Raw genomic sequence first — 19,602 nt, forward strand, 5'->3', positions numbered from 1 at the left:
CATTCCTATTTTTTCTGTTGCAGCAGATCGACAAGCAGCGAGGCTACTTTCAGCGTGTCATGACGAATGACATGCTGGTCATATGTAATGATTTCTCCAGGAATCACTTCTAGTCCCATTGCTTTCAGTGCATCTGTGTCGAATTGGACAGGCTGTGCCTGTTCTTCTGCATATTTTGCTTTAATTTCTTCTGGAATTTCTTTATTGTTCACAAAAATCGTATCGATAAATGGACGATCCATATGATCATTTAATGCCTGAACATGATCAGCTGCACTGTAGGAAAGCGTTTCCCCCGGCTGCGTCATGACATTGCATATATACACTTTTTTCGCCTTAGAGCGAATCACTTCTTCTCCAATATGCGGGACAAGCAAGTTTGGCAAAATACTCGTATACAGGCTGCCAGGCCCAATGACGATTAAATCCGCCTCACGAATGACTTGAATGGATTCTGGCAGTGGTTCAATCGTATCGGGTGTGAGAAACACTCGTTTAATTCGCTTACCATAGGTAGGAATTTTCGATTCTCCTGTCACCATTTGCCCATTTTCTAATTCCGCATGAAGAACAACACTTGAGTTCGCTGCTGGCAATACTTTTCCTCTCACATTTAAAACCTTGCTCATTTCAGTGACGGCATGAAAAAAATCACCGGTTATATTTGTCATGGCCGCAAGAATGAGGTTGCCGAGTGAGTGGCCTGTTAAGTCATTCCCTTTGTTAAAACGGTGCTGAAATAAATCTTCTACAAGCGGTTCAACATCAGAGAGAGCCGCAAGGACATTTCGAATATCACCTGGAGGGGGAATATTCAAATCATGCCGCAGTCTGCCTGAGCTGCCTCCGTCGTCAGCAACCGTTACTATAGCGGTAATGTCCACCGGCTTCGTTTTAAGCCCTCTGAGCAAAACAGATAAGCCAGTGCCGCCGCCAAGAATGACCACCTTTGGTAGTGTCGTCATCTATTTTCTGCTTCTCTTTTCAATGTCCCGGTGAGTGACATGTGTATAGTAATCGTTTTTAAAATACTCCGATAAATAGTTGGCCAGTGTCACAGATCGATGCTGTCCGCCTGTACAGCCGATGGCAATCACAAGCTGGCTTTTTCCTTCTCGTTTATAGGACGGAAGCATAAAGCTGAGGAGATCGATTAATTTCTCTGTGAATTTTTGTGTTTCAGTCCATTTCATCACATAGGAGCGCACTTCTTCATCGTTTCCAGTCAGTGGACGCATGCTCTCAATATAGTAAGGATTCGGCAGGAATCTCACGTCAAAGACAAGATCAGCATCAATCGGCAGACCGTATTTAAAGCCAAAGGACATCACGTTTACTGTAAACACCTGCCCTTGATTCGTGGCAAAGTGCGTGACAATTTTTTCTCGCAGCTGTTTTGGTTTTAAATCCGATGTATCAAAAATCATTTGAGACCGGCCTTTTAACTCCTCTAACAGCTCGCGCTCCATTGCAATTCCTTCAAGCGGCAAACCTGTTGTCGCAAGGGGATGCGAACGTCTCGTTTCTTTGTATCTTGAGACAAGTACCTTATCATTTGCATCTAAAAATAGAATCCTTGGCGTGATCCAGTCAAGATCACTCATTTCATCTAACGCGGCAATTAAACTGTCAAAAAATTCGCGTCCACGCAAATCCATCACAAGAGCGACCTTGCTCATCTTGGAATTCGATTCCTTCATGAGCTCTAAGAACTTCGGTAAAAGTGATGGCGGCAGGTTATCAACACAAAAGTAGCCTAAATCTTCAAAGCTTTGAATGGCGACGGTTTTCCCCGCACCTGACATTCCTGTAATAATCACAAGCTGAATATCTTCTTGTTTGTGTGTATTCATGCCTGCTTCCTCTCCTTCTTTATGAAAACGGTTCATGTATTATTCTCCCTGAGGATCTAACCGATAAGCAATCAACTCAAAATCGGGTGTATACGTAAAAGTGCCGTGCAGAAGTCCCTTTCCTTTAAGCATGAAATCAAGAATATGGGAATCTCCTGGGGCCATCGGCAAATGAGGCACATCCTTTACGTCATGCCACTTTAAAATGCCTTCCTCTGACTCTGTTACGTTTTTTCCGGTAAATGAATCTGCCATAAAGGTAAACATCATCCACTCTTGAACGATTTGATCGCCTTCTTTTATGATAAAGGTAAAAACACCTTTCAGCTGCGGATTTAAAATATAGATACCTGTTTCTTCTCTATATTCTCGAACGACTGAATCCTTGACCGATTCTCCGCTTTCCATTTTGCCGCCCGGTGCTACCCACCAGCCCCGTCTTGGCTTTTGCAGCAAGAGAACTTGATCTTCGTGATGCAGCACACAATTCGTTACTCGTTGCATCAGCTGTCACCTACTCTTTTATGTCTTTAACTTATTATACAGGTTCAACCTGACTCCCACAATGAACATGCCCGTTCTTCCCCGAAAACAGACCGGTTTTCGTTTGAATCGTGTAACGGGCAATTTCTCTACTCTTTATTTTACAGCATCTAACGGTTCTCCATGCGTCATTTGTGAACATCTCGTGAATTTCTGATTTTAGGCAAAAAAAAGGACACGGATTCACATCCGTGCCAAACATGTATTCCTTATAAAAGGGGGTCAATTACTAGTTTCATCATAACGGATAATTATTTCACCCGTGTTACATTCCAGTTAAAAGCCCATGACGCTATATTAAGGATTTACGACAGCCTTTTATTTCGTTGCTTTGAGTTTTTCAGCAAGCTCTTCTACATAATGCTGTGCGCTTTGTGCTGCAATACTTCCGTCACCTGTTGCTGTCACAATTTGACGAAGTGTTTTTTCTCGAATGTCACCAGCGGCGAAAATACCTTCCACTCTTGTTTCCATTCTTTCGTTTGTCTCGATGTAGCCTTCTTTATTTGTAATGCCGAGATTTTCAAATGGTTTAGACAGTGGCAGCATGCCGATATAGATAAAGGCGCCGTCTGTTTTAAACTCTTCTTCTTCACCAGTCACCGTATCAACCAATGTCACACTGCCGACTTTCCCGTTTTCTTCATTGATCTGTTTGACGGTTTTGTTCCACTTGAAGTCAATTTTTTCATTATCAAAGGCGCGCGCTTGTAAAATGCTTTGTGCACGAAGTTTATCGCGTCTATGGATAATCGTTACTTTAGAAGCGAAGCGTGTGAGATACACACCCTCTTCTACCGCAGAATCTCCGCCGCCGATGACGACAAGCTCTTTGTTTTTAAAGAATGCCCCGTCACATACTGCACAATATGATACGCCGCGGCCGCCAAGTTCTTTTTCACCTGGTGCACCGATTTTTTTGTATTCAGCCCCTGCCGCGATAATGACAGAGCGTCCTTTGTATTCTTTTGAGCCGGCTTTGACGATTTTATATTCTTCACCGTTCACGATTTCTTTAATATCGCCATATGCATACTCTGCACCGAATTTCTTCGCATGCTCAAACATTTTATTTGAAAGTTCCGGCCCTAAAATGCTTTCAAAGCCAGGATAGTTCTCGACATCTTCCGTATTCGCCATTTGTCCGCCTGGAATTCCTCTTTCAATCATTAATGTTGAAAGATTTCCCCGTGATGTATAAACAGCGGCTGTCATTCCGGCAGGACCCGCTCCAATGATGATCGTATCGTAGATTTTTTCTTCTGACACAACTGTCACTCCCTCTTCAATTGCTGCTCGCATTTCTTATTAGAATGCCCTTGGGTGATGCTTCCATTCATGACAGATAGCATCATTTCCACTCTTAGCTTTTATTCCTTACCCATATCCTATTAAATCTGCGGGGAATAAGCGAATCATTTGCTCATATCTTCAAAAAAAGAAAAAGCTTCCTTAAACTGCTGTTTAAGGAAGCCTGTTTACGGTTATATAAAAAGTAATGATTTATTCAACGACTCTTCTTACAACGCCATTGAAAGCTTTTTTCCAGTATACGTTGTTCATTGAGTCAACTGAAACACCGCGAGAGCTGTTATCGTTCAAGAATGAACCGTTTCCTAAGTAAATACCAACGTGTCCATTTACTTTATACGTATCAAAGAACACAAGGTCTCCGCGTTTCATGTCAGATGCACTTACAGCTCTTCCTTTACCTACAAGCGTATCTGTTGTTGTACCGCCAACTGGTCCAAGGTTGATGCCTGCTGATGCAAATGCCCAGCGAACGAATGAAGAACAGTCAAAACGACGTGCGTCAATATCGGCTTGTGATCTGCCGCCGCCCCATTTATATGGAGATTGTCCAACAATCGTAGAACCTGTGCTGATTGCACCTTCAATTCCGCCTACGTTACTGCTGACAGGTGATCCACCGCCAGAAGATGGCTTCTTGCTTGGTGCACTGCTGTTGCTGTTATTGTTGTCATTAGAAGGTGATCCACTATTACTTGAAGACGGGCTGCTATCGTTATTTGAGCTGTTGTCTTCCGCTTGGACACTAGCTTGACGCTGCTGCTGTTGTCTTTGCGCTTTTTCTTCTTTTGCTTTTTGAGCTGCTTCTCTTGCTTCTTTTTCAGCTTGTTTTTGTGCAGCGATTGTTGCGTCTTTTTCAGATGCAATGCTGTTAGCCTCACTGTTTAACTCGCTGATTTCAGAAAAAGCACTTCCTTTTTGCTTTTTCACTTGCTTGAATAGCTTGTCTTTTTCATCAAGCTGTTTATTCAAGTCTGATTGAAGCGTTTCAAGCTTTGCAAGTGTGTTTTGCACATTTTCAAGCTTTGTGTTTAATTCGTTTTCAGACTTTTGAAGTTCTGCTTTGTCTTTTTCCTGCTCTTTAATGATTTCACTGTCTGCGTTGATCAGTGTAGATACTGCACCTGCACGGCTGATGAAATCGCTAAAGCTTTTTGCTCCTAGTAATACATCTATGTATTTCGTAGAACCGCCGCTCTCTTGAAGGGCACGTACACGCTTTTTCAAGAACTCGTTTCTTTCTTCAATACGTTTTTCTGTATCAGCAATTTCTTTTTTCAGTGCTTTGATTTCTTTTTTTGTTTTTTCATTTTCTTTTTGTTTTTCTTCGATTTGATCACTTGTTTTTAAAGCTTTCTCATCAATATCTTTAAGCTTTTGAGCAAGTGCCTCTTGTTTTGCTTCAAGCTTTGAAAGCTCTTCTTTTTTCTTTTGAAGATTCTTGTTTACCTCAGATTGCTTGCTGTCTAGTTCTTGTTTCTTTTGTTCAAAGTTCTGTGCGTTTGCTTCATGCGTAAATGGAATAAATAAACCGCTCGCTCCGATCACCGAAGCTAAACCGAAAGTAATAAACTTTTTCACGAATAGTTCCTCCTTTGACAATTTCCCAAGCGACATTAGAAAGCAGCAAATTCTCTGCGATCAATCTGTGCTCTCTATGTCTTTCTTCCTGATTGTTCAGTCAGTTGTTGACCAGATTGTTTCTATCACTAGGTGTTTCATTATGTATAGTAAAATATTTAAATATCTATCTTTATTTTAATCCACGAGTTTCATTATACATGAGACATCGACAAAATGAGCTAATATTTTTATTACATTTATGTTTCAAAAACATGTCGTGATTGTCATACTTCGCCAATTCCTTGCAAATCCCACCTTTTTATCCAAGAAAAAAGCATGACCTTTTCGGCCATGCTCGGATGTTCTGAATCTATTTACCTATTTAATCGATTAACGTACAGATCTCTCGTTCGTATTTAGACAGTGTTTGAACACTGATCTGAAAAGCGGACGCAACATCTTTTTTGCTGACAGCTGCTTCTTGTTCATTCATCCATAGATAATAAGATGCTGCTGCCCAGGCAGGTGCATTTTTCTTATCAATACCAGAAGCACGTGCCTGCTGAATAATATGGAATAACCAAAAATAAGGCATATGGCTGTCAGGCTGAACCGCTTCCTCCAGACTAGATGCCGCCTGTTTTGCAAAAACTGCATCTTCTGAAAAAGACTTTTCTTTCATTTCATCTTCATATAAAAGCAGTTCTATGAATTGCTGTTCAAAGGCCGTTTTCGCTGCGCGTGCATCAAGGACAGACTGCAGAACGTCACGTTCCCCTTTTTGTTTACTGACATAGTACGCAGTCAGCCGTTCCTCAATCGAGACCATTGGCTCAGTCACCTCAGGTTTATCCTGCCACGGCTTGATTTCATCTGCATCGATATCTTCTTCGACCATCTTATCCCAAACCGTTTGGGCGAGCGTCTTGTGGCCTGTATGATAGGCTGCGCTTGCAAGCCAGTATAAAAATGTACTATCTCCTTGAAAACCTGTTTTGTACAAAGAATAAAGCCATTTAAAGGCCCATTCAAATTCTCCCACAAGGGCAAATGTTGCACCAAGCTTATAACGCTGTTCACTTAGTATTGGATACACGTGCGTTAATTGCTTTGCTAACACATTGACCTTTTCTTCTTCTTTTTCATAATGGTAGAAGACTAGCTGATTGCAAAGGGCATGCAGATTACCGGGATTTTCATGAAGGACCCGGTTCAACATTTCTTTCGCCTGATGGATTCGGCCAGAATAAAAATAGGCCAAAGCGAGATTATTATACGCCGACCAAAATTCTGGATACTCAACAATCATCTGTTCCAGCATCTCAATGGCTTCATCGAGTCTGCCGCTTTCTAGCAAATGGTTTGCTTGATCCTGCTTCACAATCAGGTCATCCTGATCATAAGGAAAATCTTCGTCCTCTTCGTCGCTCATATCGAGCAGGTCAAGAAGGTCGTCATTTTCATCCGCAAATTCCCCGTTCTCTTCCAGCGCGGCATAAGCAGTAGCTGATTTATATGCCTCTTGAAACAGTCCGAGATTCGCATAATTATTGGCTTTAAAATAGTGGCACTCAGACATGTTTTCATCGATGTGTTCAAGGATAAAATCAAGCAGTTCATTTGATTGCTGGTAATGACCCATTTCAGTATAAATAATGGCAAGCTGTGACAGCATTTCTACATTTTCAGGCTCAAGTACGATGGCCCGCTGTATCAGCTTACTTGCCCTAGACAGATTTCTTTCTCTATATGCTTTAAGACCTTTATGAAAAAAGTAATGCCCATCTTGAAATAGCTGGACGACTTGTGTGTGATTATTTTGAGAAGTGTATTTACTCACCGATACCCTCCATTTCGAACAGTGTACCGTGTGTAGTATAACATACTTCACCAGTCGTCACATAGAACAAAAGGAAAGGAAGGATTTGTTTTTCATTTAAAAGTAAAAAGCCTGGGATATCCCCCGGCTTTTCATTCACCTTGATGACGTTTTTTTAATACCTTTAATACATCATCAAGCGGCAATTGCTGTTCACGTAATAATACAAGAAGATGATAGAGGAGGTCAGCAGTTTCCCATTTCAATTCCTCTTGATCCCGATTTTTCGCTGCAATGATCACCTCAGACGCCTCTTCCCCTACCTTTTTCAGGATTTTATCGACCCCTTTTTCAAATAGATAGGTTGTATAAGCCCCTTCTGGCATTTCCGCCTGACGCTTTGCAATGACCTGTTCAAGTTCATTTAATATCGCAAAACGTTCCTGCTCTTCGCTCAGGCGTTTTACCCCTTCTTCCGAAAAACAGCTATAGCTGCCAGTATGGCAGGCTGGGCCGCTTGGCGCCACAAGGACAAGCAGAGCGTCCTTGTCACAGTCATATCGAATAGAAATCACTTGCTGGGTATGTCCAGAGGTGGCGCCTTTGTGCCAAAGCTCGTTTCTCGACCGGCTATAAAACCATGTTTCACCTGTCTCCAGCGTTTTTTCATAGGATTCTTGATTCATATATGCAAGCGTCAATACTTCCTTACTTTGAGCATCCTGTACAATCGCAGGAATCAGGCCTGCTTCATTAAAGGTTAATTCATTTGCCTGTTTCATCTGACCTTCACCCCGTGTTCTCTCAAATATGTCTTCACCTCATGAATGGAGGTTTCTTTATAATGGAAAATGGAGGCTGCTAATGCTGCATCAGCTTCTCCTTTTGTAAAGGCCTCCAGCATATGCTGAGCATTGCCAGCGCCGCCAGAAGCGATCACTGGCACATTGACCGCCTCTGATACAAGCTTTGTCAATCGATGGTCAAAGCCTGTCTTTTCACCATCAGCATCCATACTTGTCAGTAAAATCTCTCCTGCCCCTCTCTGCACAGCTTCCTTCGCCCAGTCGCTGACCTCTAAATCTGTTTGACGGCGTCCTCCGTGTGTATAGACCATGTATGCTTTTTTCTCTTCATCGTATTTTGCATCAATTGCAACAACGATACACTGGGAGCCAAAAAAGTCAGCACCTTCTGAAATCAGTTCTGGTCTTAACACAGCTGCTGTGTTGACAGATACTTTGTCTGCACCCGCTCTTAATATACGCTTCATGTCATCAAGGTGGTTAATCCCTCCACCCACCGTAAATGGTATCGCAAGCGTAGACGCGACTTGTTTGACCACATCCACCATCGTTTTCCGGCCTTCATGAGAAGCAGAAATATCAAGAAAGACGAGTTCATCCGCCCCTTCTTCATCATAGATCTGCGCCAATTCAACCGGATCACCAGCATCTTTTAAGCCAAGGAATTGCACCCCTTTGACAACACGACCTTCCTTCACATCAAGACATGGGATGATTCGTTTTGTCATCATATACGGTCAAGCCCTTCAAATGCTTCTGCTAAAGTAAACTGGTTTGTGTAAAGTGCCTTTCCAACGATCGCACCAGACACACCAGACTGTTTTTGCGCTGACAGCTTTTGAAGATCAGCTACTGCGCTGACACCACCTGAAGCAATCACTTGTTTGCCGGTTGCTTCTGCTAAGCGAACCGTGCTTTCTACATTGGGACCAGACAGCATGCCATCCATTTGAATATCGGTGAAAATAAAGACCTCTGCGCCTTCCTTTGCCAATTCCCTGCCGAGTTCCTCTGCCTTCACTTTAGACGTTTCAAGCCATCCTTCAGTCGATACAAAGCCGTTTCGCGCATCAATCCCAATTGCGATTTTCTCTCCATATTGCGCCAGCATTTTTTTCACAAAGGCTGGGTTAGATACAGCTGAGCTGCCGAGAATCACTCTATCTACGCCGCTCTTTAAATAAAAGGCAACGTCTTCTTCTGTCCGAATTCCGCCGCCGATTTGTACCTTCACATCTAAAGAAGAAGCAATCGCCAGCACATGCTCATGATTGACACGTTTCCCTGCTTTTGCACCATCTAGATCCACAAGATGAATCCATGCTGCTCCATCCTTCGCAAATTGCGCGGCCATGTCGAGCGGTGAATCTCCATAAATGGTTTCTTGATCATAATCTCCTTGCACAAGACGTACACATTTGCCATTTCTCATATCAATCGCTGGATATAATATAAACTCGCTCATTTGCTCACCCTCTGTTCGTTTGCTAATTGAATAAATTGTTTGAGCAGCGCCATTCCCGTTGTACTGCTTTTTTCAGGGTGAAACTGTGCACCAAGCACATTTCCCTTGCCAACAACAGCTGGTACTTGAACACCATAGTCCGCGCTTGCTAATTGCTCATCTGGATTCATATCGCTCACATAATACGAGTGAACAAAGTACGCAAATCCTTCTGGTACACCGTCAAACAATGGGGAGGGCTGATGAAATGTGAGCTCATTCCACCCCATATGAGGTACCTTCAATCTTTGCCCGTCCTGATCATGATCCTTTAAAAGAACGACACGCCCTTTTAACAGCCCCAATCCTTTTGTGAGGCCTGCCTCTTCACTTTCTTCAAATAACAGCTGCATGCCAAGGCAAATGCCGAATAACAGCTTTCCTTCCTGCACGACTTGGTGAATAAACGCCTCAAGTCCAGTCTCTTTTAACAGCTGCATTGCATCACGAAACGAACCTACTCCGGGCAATATATAAGCATCTGCTTTTTTCAGCTCCTCCACATCAGAGGAGACGATATAGCGGGCACCTGCTCGTTCCAGTGCTTTTGATACGCTGAACAAATTTCCCATTCCGTAATCAATAACTCCGATCATTAGAGCATCCCCTTTGTTGAAGGAATTCCTTTCACACGTGGATCAATGGTTGTTGCTTCATCTAAGGCACGTGCCATCGCTTTAAAAATGGCTTCAATCATATGGTGTGTATTGGTTCCGTAGTGAACAATGACATGAAGGTTGATCCGGGCTTCAAGTGCAAATTTCCACAGAAACTCATGTACTAGCTCTGTATCAAAGGTACCAACCTTTTGACTCGGAAAGGCCGCTCTCATTTCCAAATGAGGACGGTTGCTTAAGTCGACCACGACCTGGGCAAGTGTTTCATCCATCGGAACAAAGCTGGAGCCATACCGCTTAATCCCTTTTTTATCGCCTAACGCTTCCTTAAACATTTGCCCAAGTACAATGCCGATATCTTCTGTTGTGTGGTGATCATCAACATCCGTATCTCCTTTCGCATCGACGGTCAAATTAAAGTGTCCATGCTTCGTAAATAAATCAAGCATGTGCGTCATGAAAGGGACATCTGTTTGAATATCCGCTTTTCCTTCTCCATCAATTTCTAGCGCTAATGAAATGTTCGTTTCATTTGTTTTTCTCGCTGTTTTCGCCTGTCTCATTACGATTCCTCCCGCTTTCTCGCTTCAATCGACCTTGCATGTGCTTCAAGCCCTTCTAATCTGGCAAAAGCTGCAATGCTTTCCCGGTGTGTTTCAAAGGCTTCTTGACTATATGAAATAATGCTCGTTTTCTTTTGAAAATCAGTCACACCAAGCGGGCTGGAGAATCGAGCTGTTCCGTTTGTTGGCAGCACATGATTCGGCCCTGCAAAATAATCGCCCACCGGCTCTGGACTATAGCGTCCCAAGAAAATTGCGCCAGCATGCTTGATTTGACCAAGAAGTGATTCTGGGTATGCTGTCAGCACCTCTAAGTGCTCTGGTGCTAATTGATTGATGACGTCTACTGCACGATCGATTGATTCTGTCACGTAAATACGGCCATGATCTTGTATAGATTTTGCTGCGATTGATTTTCTCGGCAAAGTATCCAGCTGCTTTCGAACTTCAGCCTGCACACTTTCAGCAAGTGTCTTAGACGGTGTTACCAAAATACTAGATGCCAGCGCATCATGCTCTGCCTGTGAAAGTAAATCCGCCGCTACCTCATGCGCGACTGCTGTTTCGTCTGCTAGAACTGCAATTTCACTTGGACCTGCGATCATATCAATGTCTACCTGACCAAATACCTCCCGCTTTGCCAGCGCGACATAAATGTTGCCTGGACCTGTGATTTTATCAACAGGCTTGATGCTTTCCGTTCCATAGGCAAGTGCAGCAACCGCCTGTGCTCCGCCCATTTTATACATTTCTGAAATACCAAGCTCCTTCGCCGCAGCCAGTACAGCGTCTGAGAGACGGCCATCTTTCCCAGGGGGTGTCACAAGAACGATTCGTTCAACGCCAGCGACTAGCGCAGGAATCACATTCATTAATACAGATGATGGATAGGCAGCTGTTCCACCGGGGACATACACACCTACCGCATCAAGCGGTGTCACCTTTTGACCAAGCATTGAACCGTCCTTTTGGTGATAAAACCAAGAGGACGTGAGCTGCCGCTCGTGGTATGTGCGAATATGCTTGATAGCCGTTTGGATAATCTGAACCATCTCTTTGTCCAAGCGGTCACAGGCTTTTGCCATTTCATCCTCTGTGACAAGCGGATCCTCAATCAACACACCGTCAAATTGCTTTGTAAAAGACCGTACAGCTTCATCACCATTTGTTCTCACTTCTTGTATAATGCGCTGAACAGCCTGACGCTGCTCTTCTGTTCCTGTATCTAAGGACCGTTTGAGTGAGAGAATATCTGTCTCACCTTCTTGTATGCAGGTGATGTTCATGATGTTTCCTCCCCTTCTCCAATGATTCTTGCAAGACGCTGCGCCATTTCATCAATCACCGTATCCTTCATCCTGTAGCTCACAGGATTGACAATAAAACGTGACGTGATATCACAAATATGTTCCGTTTCCACAAGTCCATTTTCTTTTAGTGTTTGACCTGTGGAGACAATGTCTACAATGCGATCGGCAAGCCCAATGAGCGGTGCTAATTCTATGGAACCATTCAGCTTAATGATCTCCACCTGCTCTCCTTGCTCTCTAAAATAGGACGATGCGACATTTGGGTACTTTGTCGCCACACGCGGTGCGACACCACCCCAGCTCGCTCCTGGCAAGCCAGCAACAGCTAAATGACATTTACTGATGTTTAAATCGAGCACTTCGTACACATCACGAGCTTCTTCGAGCATGACATCCTTCCCTGCAATGCCAACATCCGCCACGCCGTGCTCTACGTAGGTGGTCACATCCATTGGCTTGGCTAAAATAAAGCGGAGGTTTTCTTCTGGTACATCAATGATTAATTTTCTTGAATCCTCGAATTCCTCTGGCAGCTGGTACCCCGCCTGTCTTAACAGCCCTGCTGCTTCTTCAAATATCCGGCCCTTTGGCATCGCCATCGTCAACACTTTACCCATTCCGCTCTTCCTTTCTAGCGCCGATAAAATAAGTCACCTGTTCAAATGCCTTGGTCATCGCGTCAATATTTTCAATCCCCGCTAAGTCTTGCAGAACGATCTTTTTCCCTTTTGACCGCTCCTTTTCTGCAAAAGCAAAGGCTTCCAGTCTTTGTTCTTTACTAAAAATCACAGCCTCCTGCGGCTCAATGATTTCTTTTGCATCGAGCGCTTCAAGAAGACGGTCTAGTCGAAGTCCGAACCCTGTAGCTGGTGCAGGTGCATCAAAGTGAGCAAGCAATTGATCATATCTCCCGCCGCTTCCAATGACCGACCCAACATGATCTGCAAATACTTCAAACAAAATACCCGTATAATAGCTCATATGACTCACCATGCTTAAATCTAAACGGATATATTCTGTACAGCCGTAATCTTCAAGTGTCTCCCAAAGCGACTTTAACTGTGCGAGCACCTCTTTTCCTTCTTGTGAAACGACGATTTCCTCTGCCCGCTCTATAACCTCTTGGCCGCCTCTTAACTCTAAAAGCTGTAACAGCCTCGTTTTATCGATGGAGGAAAGCGGTAATTGTTTCACATGCTGACGGTATCCCACATAATTCTTTTCATATAAGAAGCGGCGAAGGACGTTTGCACGCTCTGTATTTCCGAGTACATCAACAAATAACGTTTCTGCTAAAGCGACATGCCCGATCGCGATTTTGAAGGACCTTAGCCCGGCATTTTTTAAGGCAAATACGGCAAGCGCGATGACTTCAGCATCTGCACTAATCGAACCATCACCAATCAATTCAATTCCGACCTGCTCAAATTCTGACGGCCTTCCGCCTTCTCTTTCCTGGGCGCGGAACACATTGGCTGCATACCCAACACGAAGCGGATACGCCTGTTCATGAAGCTTAGAAGCCGCCACCCTTGCAATCGGACCTGTCATATCAGGTCTCAGTACAAGGGTTTGCCCGTTTTGATCAAGAAGCTTAAAAAGCTGTGTATCAGTAATCGCCGATTGAACACCGACTGTATCGTAAAATTCAAGCGTTGGTGTCTCCATCAAACGGAAACCCCAACCAGTCATGACCTCTGTTAAGGAATGCCTCACTTTTTTCTTCGTCTCATACAATCCAGGTAATGAATCCCGCATACCATATGGTTTCTCAAACATAAACATGTTTCTTCCGCACCTCCAACACATTAAAACAAAAAATTCCGAATCCTTTAGTTCGCTAATATGATAATATGCTAACAAAATAAAGTGATTAAATCAATCATTTTTATTTCTCTCTATTTTCATCAACATATTCTGGAATTATTACATTCAAGTGACACCTGTGCCTTTTCTGTATGTTCGATGAAGGAACGTGCTATAATACTTAAAAATATTGAATAACACAGGAGATTAACAGTGAAGTTCATCCAGACATTCATCTTAACTTTGTTGTGCGCATGTCTTGTTTATTTCGGCTTTATATACGTTTCACAAATCGATCAAGTCAAGAAAACAGCTTCGCCGCAAAAAGCAGCAAAAGAAAACGATACAGCACTTGCGGCTGAAGAAACTCGTTCAACGAAAAAAGCAGAAACCACACATCATTCATTAAAAGGAAGCAAAAAAGCCATGGACATCATTCTCTACAATCAAATGGATGCGCCAAGGCTTTATAACGGATGCGAAGTCACGAGCTTAGCGATGCTGCTTCATTACAGCGGCTATGAGCAAGTAACGAAAAACACATTGGCAAATGAAATCAAACGCGTTCCGCTCAATTATGAAAATGGCTTAAAAGGAGACCCTCATGACGGGTTTGTAGGCGATATGGAGAATGGACCGGGTCTTGGGGTTTACCACGAACCGATTTATCAGCTTGCGAAAAAATACGCGGGCGATCAAGTAGTCGACTTAACCGGAAAGCCTGTTAAAAAGGCCATCTATCAATCCCTTGAAAAAGGCTATCCTGTCTGGGTGATTACGACATCCACCTTTGACAAAACAGATAACATCGAAACATGGAATACACCAAATGGCAAAATAGATGTAAGCTTTAATATGCATAGCGTGGTCATCACAGGCTATGACAAGGAGCATGTCTACTTGAATAACCCCTATGGAGAAAAGAATCAAAAAGTCGACCGTGATCAATTTGAAGATTCTTGGGAACAGATGGGCAGTCAGGCGATTATCATTAAAGCGTAAAAAAACAACCTCTATTCACGTAGAGGTTGTTTTTTTACGCTTCATTTTCCTAGTAATTCCTTCAGGCGGTCTTCAAGCTTTTCAGCTGTCATCACACCTCCGCCCAGGCTGAAGTATTCATCCCCTCTTTTTAATAAAAGTGTAGGATAGCCGTTCACATGAAGTTGATGAACCTTCGCAAAGTCGGCATACGCATCATTCATCGCTTCTTTTGTTTTCATGCGTTCTATGACTGCGTCAGGATCAAGATGATGCGCCAAAGCGATCTCCCGATACGTTTCTTCATCACTCAGGCTTTTTCCGTCTTGATAAAAAGCCTTTTGCATCGATGAAGCCAAGTACAATGCGTGCTCAGGCGCGATGGATCTTAATGCAGAAAAACCAATGGCCGCAGCCTCAGAGTCTAAAAGAAACATTCCGTTTGCTAACAGCTTCTGATAACGTTCACCAAACTCGGCACCAGTCAGCTGACTAATACGCTGATTTGCTTCTGGAATGTGTGGATAATCCTTTATTGGAAGACTTCTTTCTCCTACAAATAAACCACCCGACACAAGTGTTAATGATATCTCCGGATGATTTTCATGCAAAATGCGGATACTGTTTGAAAATCCATAACACCAGCCACAATACGCATCCCATACATAGATGAAAGACAATTCTTGTTCATTCATACGTTAGACTCCCTATTTATCATTTTTAGGCGGCCATGAAACTGCTTATTCTGCTTCAGATACAACGGTAAAACGTTCTCCAACATGGGCTGCCTGCTCCACCTCATCAACAAGCGCAATGGCGTAGTCAGCATAGCTCACATAGCTGTCACCTTTAGAATTGACAATCAGATGGTCTTTCCCTTTCACGTAAGAACCTGTACGTTTGCCAGCTGGATTAAAGAATGCAGCTGGGCTGAGGAAGGTCCATTTTAATCCCTCTGTCTGTTGAAGATCTTTTAGGTTTTCTCCTTGCTGTGAAGCCGTAGCAACAAATTCTTTAGGAAACTCTGGTGTGTCCACTAGTCTTGTTGTTTTCGCCTCATCTACAAATAGACTTCCTGCTCCGCCCACAACGATCAAACGAGTCTCAGGTGCCTCTTTTAAAATATCGATCAGCTTTTTCCCAGCTTCTACGTGAAGATGCTCTTTTCCAGCAGGTGCGCCAAATGCATTTACAATCACATCAAAGCCTTTGATGTCTTCTGCTTGCAAGTGAAACACATCCTTCTCAAGAACAGATAGAGATGAATCTGTCACCTTTTGTGCATCACGGACGATTGCCGTTACTTCATGTCCTCTTGATCGAGCCTCTTTCACAATTTCTTGTCCTGCTTTACCTGTTGCGCCAATAATTCCAATTTTCATGTTAACTCCTCCTGCAATATGATTTTATGTTGATAAAGAAAGGTGTAACTAATACGGTTACAACAGAGGTAAAAAAAATTGAATTGATCATCCAATTTTTTTGATTAGCACATGCGTTAGTTCACTTAATTTGATCTCAGCAAGCACTTGCTCCATCGCACTTTGAGCGCGGCATAAAATTAATTCAAGCACCGCTTGAATATTTGCACCGATCGGACAGTCAGGATTTGGGCTTTCATGAATTTGAAACAATTCTCCCTCATCCACAACTTCAACCGCTTTATACACATCGAGCAGTGTGATGTCGTCTTCACTGCGGTTCAGCTGAGAACCACCTTTGCCAAGACTCGTTGAGATTAGACCTGCTTTTTTTAATTTACTCATAATGCGGCGGATGACCACTGGGTTTGTATTCACACTTCCCGCGATATCCTCCGATGTCTGTAATGATCCTTTTTCAAGTGATAGCAAGGCCAGAATATGGACAGCGACAGTAAATCTGCTGCTGATTTTCATGTTTTCTCACCTCTGTTGTAATCATTATAGTTACACCATGTCACATTGTCAACAAAAAAGTCTGCCGAGCTACTCAGCAGACGTAGATTGACGTGCTTCCATTTCTTCTTTCGTATAAATCAAGCGCATTGGATTTCCTCCAACAAATGAGCCTGCTGGGACATCCTTATGAACAAGTGTACCAGCCGATACGATCGCTCCATCCCCAATGGTCACACCAGGTAAAATAGTTGAATTAGCTCCAATTAAGACTTCATCACCAATATAGACTTCCCCAAGTCGGTACTCTTTAATCAAATACTCATGGGACAAGATGGTTGTGTTATAGCCGATCACACTATTTCGACCGACAGTGATTTTCTCAGGAAACATCAGATCAACCATCACCATTAAGGCGAACGCCGTATCCTCGCCGACCTTCATACGAAGAAAGGTTCGGTAAATCCAATTTTTCATTCCCATAAAAGGCGTGTACCTTGCCATTTGAATAAAAATGAAGTTTTTCACCACTTTGAAAAAGGGAACTGTCCGATAGACTTGCCGCAGCGAATTAACCCCTTTTACAGGATAACGATCTGTTTTTCTCAACTTAATCAGCTCCAACAATCGCCAGGAGATCACTCATTTTCTTCAGCATGAAATCAGGGCGATGCTTTAAAAGGGCCTCTTCTCCCTTAATCGACCAAGCAACACCTGCCGTTTTTGTCCCTGCCGCTTGACCAGACAAAATGTCGTGATAATTATCACCGACCATCACCGCTTCATGCGGATCACTGCCAAGCTTTGATAATGCCAGCTGAACAGGCTCCGGATGCGGCTTCTCATTTTGGACATCATCGAGCGTCACAATGACCTCAAAGAACGGCTCTAAACCGGTCAGCTTCAATCCCATTAAAACCGTATCCCGTATCTTCGTTGTGACAATACCGAGCTTAAATCCTCGATCCTGCAGGACTTTCAATGTGTCGATAACGGTCTCATATTCAGTCACAAGCAGATCATGCTGCTTATGATTAAACGTGCGGTACATCTGAATCATGTCATCTGTCAAATCAGGGTCCATCGCAGAAAATGTATCAAACAAGGACGGACCAATGAAATGAAGAATATCCTCACGGCTGTACTGACCAGGATAATAATGATCCAGCGTATGCTGAAATGAAGCAATAATTAATTCATTTGTATTGATTAATGTGCCATCTAAATCAAATAGCACTGTGTTGATCGTTGATTCGTTCATATGGCTTCCTTTCTAACAGCTGCAAGCTCCCGCTTCCGCCAAATATAGCTAATGGCAGCTGTCAATAAAATTGCAGAAATCAGGCGGATCACAAGAAGCGGCCATACTGGAATACCAAGTGGAATAAAAACCAGCGTATCTTCGACCACCGCATGGCAGGCAACAAGGAAAATAAAAGCAAGGGTTAAGTCCTTTTTACTCACACCGTCCTCTTCCACTGCCTTCATCATCACACCGGCTCCATAAGCGAGACCAATCGTTAATCCAGCCACCATCGTCATAGACGTATTTTCTTTCATTCCAAGCATTCTAGTAAAAGGTGACAGCCACTTAGACAGTGTATGGAGCCACCCTAAATCTCTCATGAATTGAATGATGATCATGAGCGGGATAACGATACAGGCAAGCTGCAGCACACCGAGTACTGCTTTTTGTAAAGCAAGAAGGACGATCATGTACCAGCTGGAAGGCACATCAGCCGCCTGAGCTGCACTCAAAAGTCCATATTGCGCCGGCTCCTCGCCTCCCTGCCAAACGAGATGAATGACAATAGCAGAAATAACAGCAAGACTGATTCTGACCAGCAAAATCACAGATACTCTCAGTCCAACCTTTGCTGCCACTGTTGATTCGATGATCAAGTTATGGCAAAAGGACAGCATCACTGCCAAAATAAACACTTCCTTCACAGGAAGCTCTAATGTCAAAATGGCAGCAATCCCCGCATACAAATTCAGCATATTTCCTAATACAAGCGGAATAGCCGCTTCCCCCGAAAGACCAAACAGCCCCATAAATGGCTGAATGAATCGGATGATCCAATCCATGACAGGCGTATGCTGCAAGATACTGACGAGAATGGTCACTGGAAAGATGACTTTACCAAGTGTCCAAGTTGTCGACAGCCCTGCTTTCAAGCCGTTTTTCCATGTCTCTCCCATCTTCTTCTGATCCCCCCTGCTTAATTCGATGAGTTGTTCTCTTTATACGGAATCGATGCGTATCCTTTCATTCTTCTAAAGAAAATCAGTAGAACAGCCACTGCGAATATCGCAATCGAAATCATCTGTGCGATTCGAAGATGCTCTGTCAGCATTAAGCTGTCTGTTCTCATCCCTTCAATGAAGAAACGGCCGATTGAATACCAAATTAAATAAGACAAGAAGATTTCGCCTCTGCGCAGCGAAGTTCTGCGTAATAAAATCAAGATGACAACACCAACAAGATTCCATAATGATTCGTATAAGAACGTCGGGTGATAATAGGTACCATCAATATACATTTGATTAATGATAAACTCAGGCAGATGCAAATTTTCTAAAAAGGTTCTTGAAACCGCCTCACCGTGTGCTTCTTGATTAATAAAGTTCCCCCAGCGTCCAATTGCCTGCCCTAGTAAAATACTAGGTGCTGCGACGTCGGCTATTTTCCAAAAGGATACCTTTCTCACTTTTGTAAAAATGATGGCTGTCAGCACGGCACCGATCAGCCCCCCGTGAATCGCAATTCCACCATTCCAAATCTTAATGATTTCGTTTGGGTGCTGCTGATAGTAATCCCATTCGAAGGATACATAATAAATTCGAGCACAAATAATCGCTATTGGAATGGCAAATAAGATTAAGTCAATGAACGTATCTTTATTGATTCCTCTTTTTTCACATTCTCTCAAGGCGAGCCAAAGTCCAAGCAAGGCCCCGACCCCAATAATCACACCATACCAATGAACCGAAATAGGTCCGAGGTGAAAAGCAATCGGATCAATTGGCTGAATTGCTTCGTTCATAT

Annotated in this window: 22 protein-coding genes; 1 reads left to right on the forward strand and 21 read right to left on the reverse strand. The window is 43.3% G+C overall.

Annotation, left to right across the window (positions count from 1 at the left end; genetic code table 11):
• Window positions 1–5 precede the first annotated feature (5 nt).
• The 14 genes from yvcK to MHH61_RS05920 form a co-directional block, all read right to left on the reverse strand.
• Window positions 6–965 (reverse strand): YvcK family protein, encoded by a 960-nt coding sequence (yvcK, locus tag MHH61_RS05855; RefSeq protein WP_024427676.1) that lies wholly within the window; start codon window positions 963–965, stop codon window positions 6–8.
• Window positions 966–1,853, reverse strand: coding sequence for an RNase adapter RapZ (rapZ, locus tag MHH61_RS05860; protein ID WP_164512159.1), 888 nt, complete (start codon window positions 1,851–1,853; stop codon window positions 966–968). It abuts the gene before it with no gap.
• 39 nt (window positions 1,854–1,892) lie between these two features.
• Window positions 1,893–2,357 (reverse strand): 8-oxo-dGTP diphosphatase, encoded by a 465-nt coding sequence (locus MHH61_RS05865; protein WP_024423553.1) that lies wholly within the window; start codon window positions 2,355–2,357, stop codon window positions 1,893–1,895.
• A gap of 357 nt (window positions 2,358–2,714) precedes the next feature.
• Complete coding sequence (gene trxB / locus MHH61_RS05870; RefSeq protein ID WP_087976242.1) at window positions 2,715–3,665, reverse strand: thioredoxin-disulfide reductase; 951 nt, start codon at window positions 3,663–3,665, stop codon at window positions 2,715–2,717.
• Between the two features lie 234 nt (window positions 3,666–3,899).
• Window positions 3,900–5,288 carry an NlpC/P60 family protein gene (locus MHH61_RS05875; RefSeq protein WP_098677520.1) on the reverse strand — a complete coding sequence of 463 codons (1,389 nt, stop codon included), beginning with the start codon at window positions 5,286–5,288 and terminating at the stop codon, window positions 3,900–3,902.
• 364 nt (window positions 5,289–5,652) lie between these two features.
• The gene (locus tag MHH61_RS05880) at window positions 5,653–7,110 is read right to left on the reverse strand and encodes a lipopolysaccharide assembly protein LapB (RefSeq protein WP_024423555.1); all 1,458 of its coding nucleotides are present in this window, start codon (window positions 7,108–7,110) and stop codon (window positions 5,653–5,655) included.
• Between the two features lie 131 nt (window positions 7,111–7,241).
• Window positions 7,242–7,871, reverse strand: a complete 630-nt coding sequence (gene hisIE, locus MHH61_RS05885; protein WP_024423556.1) for a bifunctional phosphoribosyl-AMP cyclohydrolase/phosphoribosyl-ATP diphosphatase HisIE — start codon at window positions 7,869–7,871, stop codon at window positions 7,242–7,244.
• Window positions 7,868–8,626 (reverse strand): imidazole glycerol phosphate synthase subunit HisF, encoded by a 759-nt coding sequence (hisF, locus tag MHH61_RS05890; RefSeq protein ID WP_034281034.1) that lies wholly within the window; start codon window positions 8,624–8,626, stop codon window positions 7,868–7,870. The genes hisIE and hisF overlap by 4 nt, the downstream gene beginning before the upstream one ends.
• On the reverse strand, window positions 8,623–9,360 hold the full coding sequence (gene hisA, locus MHH61_RS05895; RefSeq protein WP_098677519.1) for a 1-(5-phosphoribosyl)-5-[(5-phosphoribosylamino)methylideneamino]imidazole-4-carboxamide isomerase: 738 nt from the start codon (window positions 9,358–9,360) through the stop codon (window positions 8,623–8,625). Before hisA ends, hisF begins: the two co-directional genes overlap by 4 nt.
• On the reverse strand, window positions 9,357–9,995 hold the full coding sequence (gene hisH / locus MHH61_RS05900; protein ID WP_024427670.1) for an imidazole glycerol phosphate synthase subunit HisH: 639 nt from the start codon (window positions 9,993–9,995) through the stop codon (window positions 9,357–9,359). The genes hisA and hisH overlap by 4 nt, the downstream gene beginning before the upstream one ends.
• On the reverse strand, window positions 9,995–10,579 hold the full coding sequence (gene hisB / locus MHH61_RS05905) for an imidazoleglycerol-phosphate dehydratase HisB (RefSeq protein WP_024423560.1): 585 nt from the start codon (window positions 10,577–10,579) through the stop codon (window positions 9,995–9,997). The genes hisH and hisB overlap by 1 nt, the downstream gene beginning before the upstream one ends.
• Window positions 10,579–11,865: a histidinol dehydrogenase gene (hisD, locus tag MHH61_RS05910; protein ID WP_125585999.1), complete on the reverse strand. Its 1,287-nt coding sequence runs from the start codon at window positions 11,863–11,865 to the stop codon at window positions 10,579–10,581. The genes hisB and hisD overlap by 1 nt, the downstream gene beginning before the upstream one ends.
• Window positions 11,862–12,506 carry an ATP phosphoribosyltransferase gene (gene hisG, locus MHH61_RS05915; RefSeq protein WP_024423562.1) on the reverse strand — a complete coding sequence of 215 codons (645 nt, stop codon included), beginning with the start codon at window positions 12,504–12,506 and terminating at the stop codon, window positions 11,862–11,864. The genes hisD and hisG overlap by 4 nt, the downstream gene beginning before the upstream one ends.
• Window positions 12,499–13,674, reverse strand: a complete 1,176-nt coding sequence (locus MHH61_RS05920) for an ATP phosphoribosyltransferase regulatory subunit (protein ID WP_044334248.1) — start codon at window positions 13,672–13,674, stop codon at window positions 12,499–12,501. The genes hisG and MHH61_RS05920 overlap by 8 nt, the downstream gene beginning before the upstream one ends.
• Before the next feature lie 234 nt (window positions 13,675–13,908).
• Between MHH61_RS05920 and MHH61_RS05925 the strand changes: the two genes are divergently transcribed.
• Complete coding sequence (locus MHH61_RS05925) at window positions 13,909–14,697, forward strand: C39 family peptidase (protein ID WP_125585997.1); 789 nt, start codon at window positions 13,909–13,911, stop codon at window positions 14,695–14,697.
• A gap of 41 nt (window positions 14,698–14,738) precedes the next feature.
• On the opposite strand, the gene MHH61_RS05930 is transcribed toward MHH61_RS05925, so the two are convergent.
• The 7 genes from MHH61_RS05930 to lgt all read right to left on the reverse strand — a co-directional run bounded on the left by MHH61_RS05930 (window position 14,739) and on the right by lgt (window position 19,600).
• Window positions 14,739–15,371 carry a DsbA family protein gene (locus tag MHH61_RS05930; protein WP_125585995.1) on the reverse strand — a complete coding sequence of 211 codons (633 nt, stop codon included), beginning with the start codon at window positions 15,369–15,371 and terminating at the stop codon, window positions 14,739–14,741.
• A 45-nt stretch (window positions 15,372–15,416) separates the two neighbouring features.
• Window positions 15,417–16,058, reverse strand: coding sequence for an NAD(P)-dependent oxidoreductase (locus MHH61_RS05935; protein WP_125585993.1), 642 nt, complete (start codon window positions 16,056–16,058; stop codon window positions 15,417–15,419).
• An 87-nt stretch (window positions 16,059–16,145) separates the two neighbouring features.
• Entirely contained in the window at window positions 16,146–16,574 is a 429-nt protein-coding gene (locus MHH61_RS05940) for an Rrf2 family transcriptional regulator (RefSeq protein ID WP_024423567.1), read from the reverse strand.
• A gap of 69 nt (window positions 16,575–16,643) precedes the next feature.
• Window positions 16,644–17,162 carry a DapH/DapD/GlmU-related protein gene (locus MHH61_RS05945; protein WP_034623792.1) on the reverse strand — a complete coding sequence of 173 codons (519 nt, stop codon included), beginning with the start codon at window positions 17,160–17,162 and terminating at the stop codon, window positions 16,644–16,646.
• A 1-nt stretch (window position 17,163) separates the two neighbouring features.
• Window positions 17,164–17,814, reverse strand: coding sequence for a pyrophosphatase PpaX (gene ppaX / locus MHH61_RS05950; protein ID WP_024423569.1), 651 nt, complete (start codon window positions 17,812–17,814; stop codon window positions 17,164–17,166).
• Entirely contained in the window at window positions 17,811–18,755 is a 945-nt protein-coding gene (locus tag MHH61_RS05955) for a nucleoside recognition domain-containing protein (protein WP_056765706.1), read from the reverse strand. Before MHH61_RS05955 ends, ppaX begins: the two co-directional genes overlap by 4 nt.
• Window positions 18,756–18,775: 20 nt before the next feature.
• A complete protein-coding gene (gene lgt / locus MHH61_RS05960) occupies window positions 18,776–19,600 on the reverse strand; it encodes a prolipoprotein diacylglyceryl transferase (RefSeq protein WP_024427661.1) in 825 nt (274 codons plus the stop codon).
• Window positions 19,601–19,602 lie beyond the last annotated feature (2 nt).

This window comes from Bacillus sp. FSL K6-3154, from assembly GCF_040869395.1.
In the GTDB taxonomy this organism is placed as follows: Bacteria; Bacillota; Bacilli; order Bacillales; family Bacillaceae; genus Bacillus; species Bacillus safensis.

Bases quoted from the DNA above. Each gene is read 5' to 3' on its own strand.
- yvcK (WP_024427676.1), bottom strand. From the start codon at position 965: ATGACGACACTACCAAAGGTGGTCATTCTTGGCGGCGGCACTGGCTTA.
- rapZ (WP_164512159.1), bottom strand. From the start codon at position 1,853: ATGAATACACACAAACAAGAAGATATTCAGCTTGTGATTATTACAGGA.
- MHH61_RS05865 (WP_024423553.1), bottom strand. From the start codon at position 2,357: ATGCAACGAGTAACGAATTGTGTGCTGCATCACGAAGATCAAGTTCTC.
- hisIE (WP_024423556.1), bottom strand. From the start codon at position 7,871: ATGAAACAGGCAAATGAATTAACCTTTAATGAAGCAGGCCTGATTCCT.
- hisF (WP_034281034.1), bottom strand. From the start codon at position 8,626: ATGATGACAAAACGAATCATCCCATGTCTTGATGTGAAGGAAGGTCGT.
- hisA (WP_098677519.1), bottom strand. From the start codon at position 9,360: ATGAGCGAGTTTATATTATATCCAGCGATTGATATGAGAAATGGCAAA.
- hisH (WP_024427670.1), bottom strand. From the start codon at position 9,995: ATGATCGGAGTTATTGATTACGGAATGGGAAATTTGTTCAGCGTATCA.
- hisB (WP_024423560.1), bottom strand. From the start codon at position 10,579: ATGAGACAGGCGAAAACAGCGAGAAAAACAAATGAAACGAACATTTCA.
- hisD (WP_125585999.1), bottom strand. From the start codon at position 11,865: ATGAACATCACCTGCATACAAGAAGGTGAGACAGATATTCTCTCACTC.
- hisG (WP_024423562.1), bottom strand. From the start codon at position 12,506: ATGGGTAAAGTGTTGACGATGGCGATGCCAAAGGGCCGGATATTTGAA.
- MHH61_RS05920 (WP_044334248.1), bottom strand. From the start codon at position 13,674: ATGTTTATGTTTGAGAAACCATATGGTATGCGGGATTCATTACCTGGA.
- MHH61_RS05930 (WP_125585995.1), bottom strand. From the start codon at position 15,371: ATGAATGAACAAGAATTGTCTTTCATCTATGTATGGGATGCGTATTGT.
- MHH61_RS05935 (WP_125585993.1), bottom strand. From the start codon at position 16,058: ATGAAAATTGGAATTATTGGCGCAACAGGTAAAGCAGGACAAGAAATT.
- MHH61_RS05940 (WP_024423567.1), bottom strand. From the start codon at position 16,574: ATGAAAATCAGCAGCAGATTTACTGTCGCTGTCCATATTCTGGCCTTG.
- ppaX (WP_024423569.1), bottom strand. From the start codon at position 17,814: ATGAACGAATCAACGATCAACACAGTGCTATTTGATTTAGATGGCACA.
- MHH61_RS05955 (WP_056765706.1), bottom strand. From the start codon at position 18,755: ATGGGAGAGACATGGAAAAACGGCTTGAAAGCAGGGCTGTCGACAACT.
- lgt (WP_024427661.1), bottom strand. From the start codon at position 19,600: ATGAACGAAGCAATTCAGCCAATTGATCCGATTGCTTTTCACCTCGGA.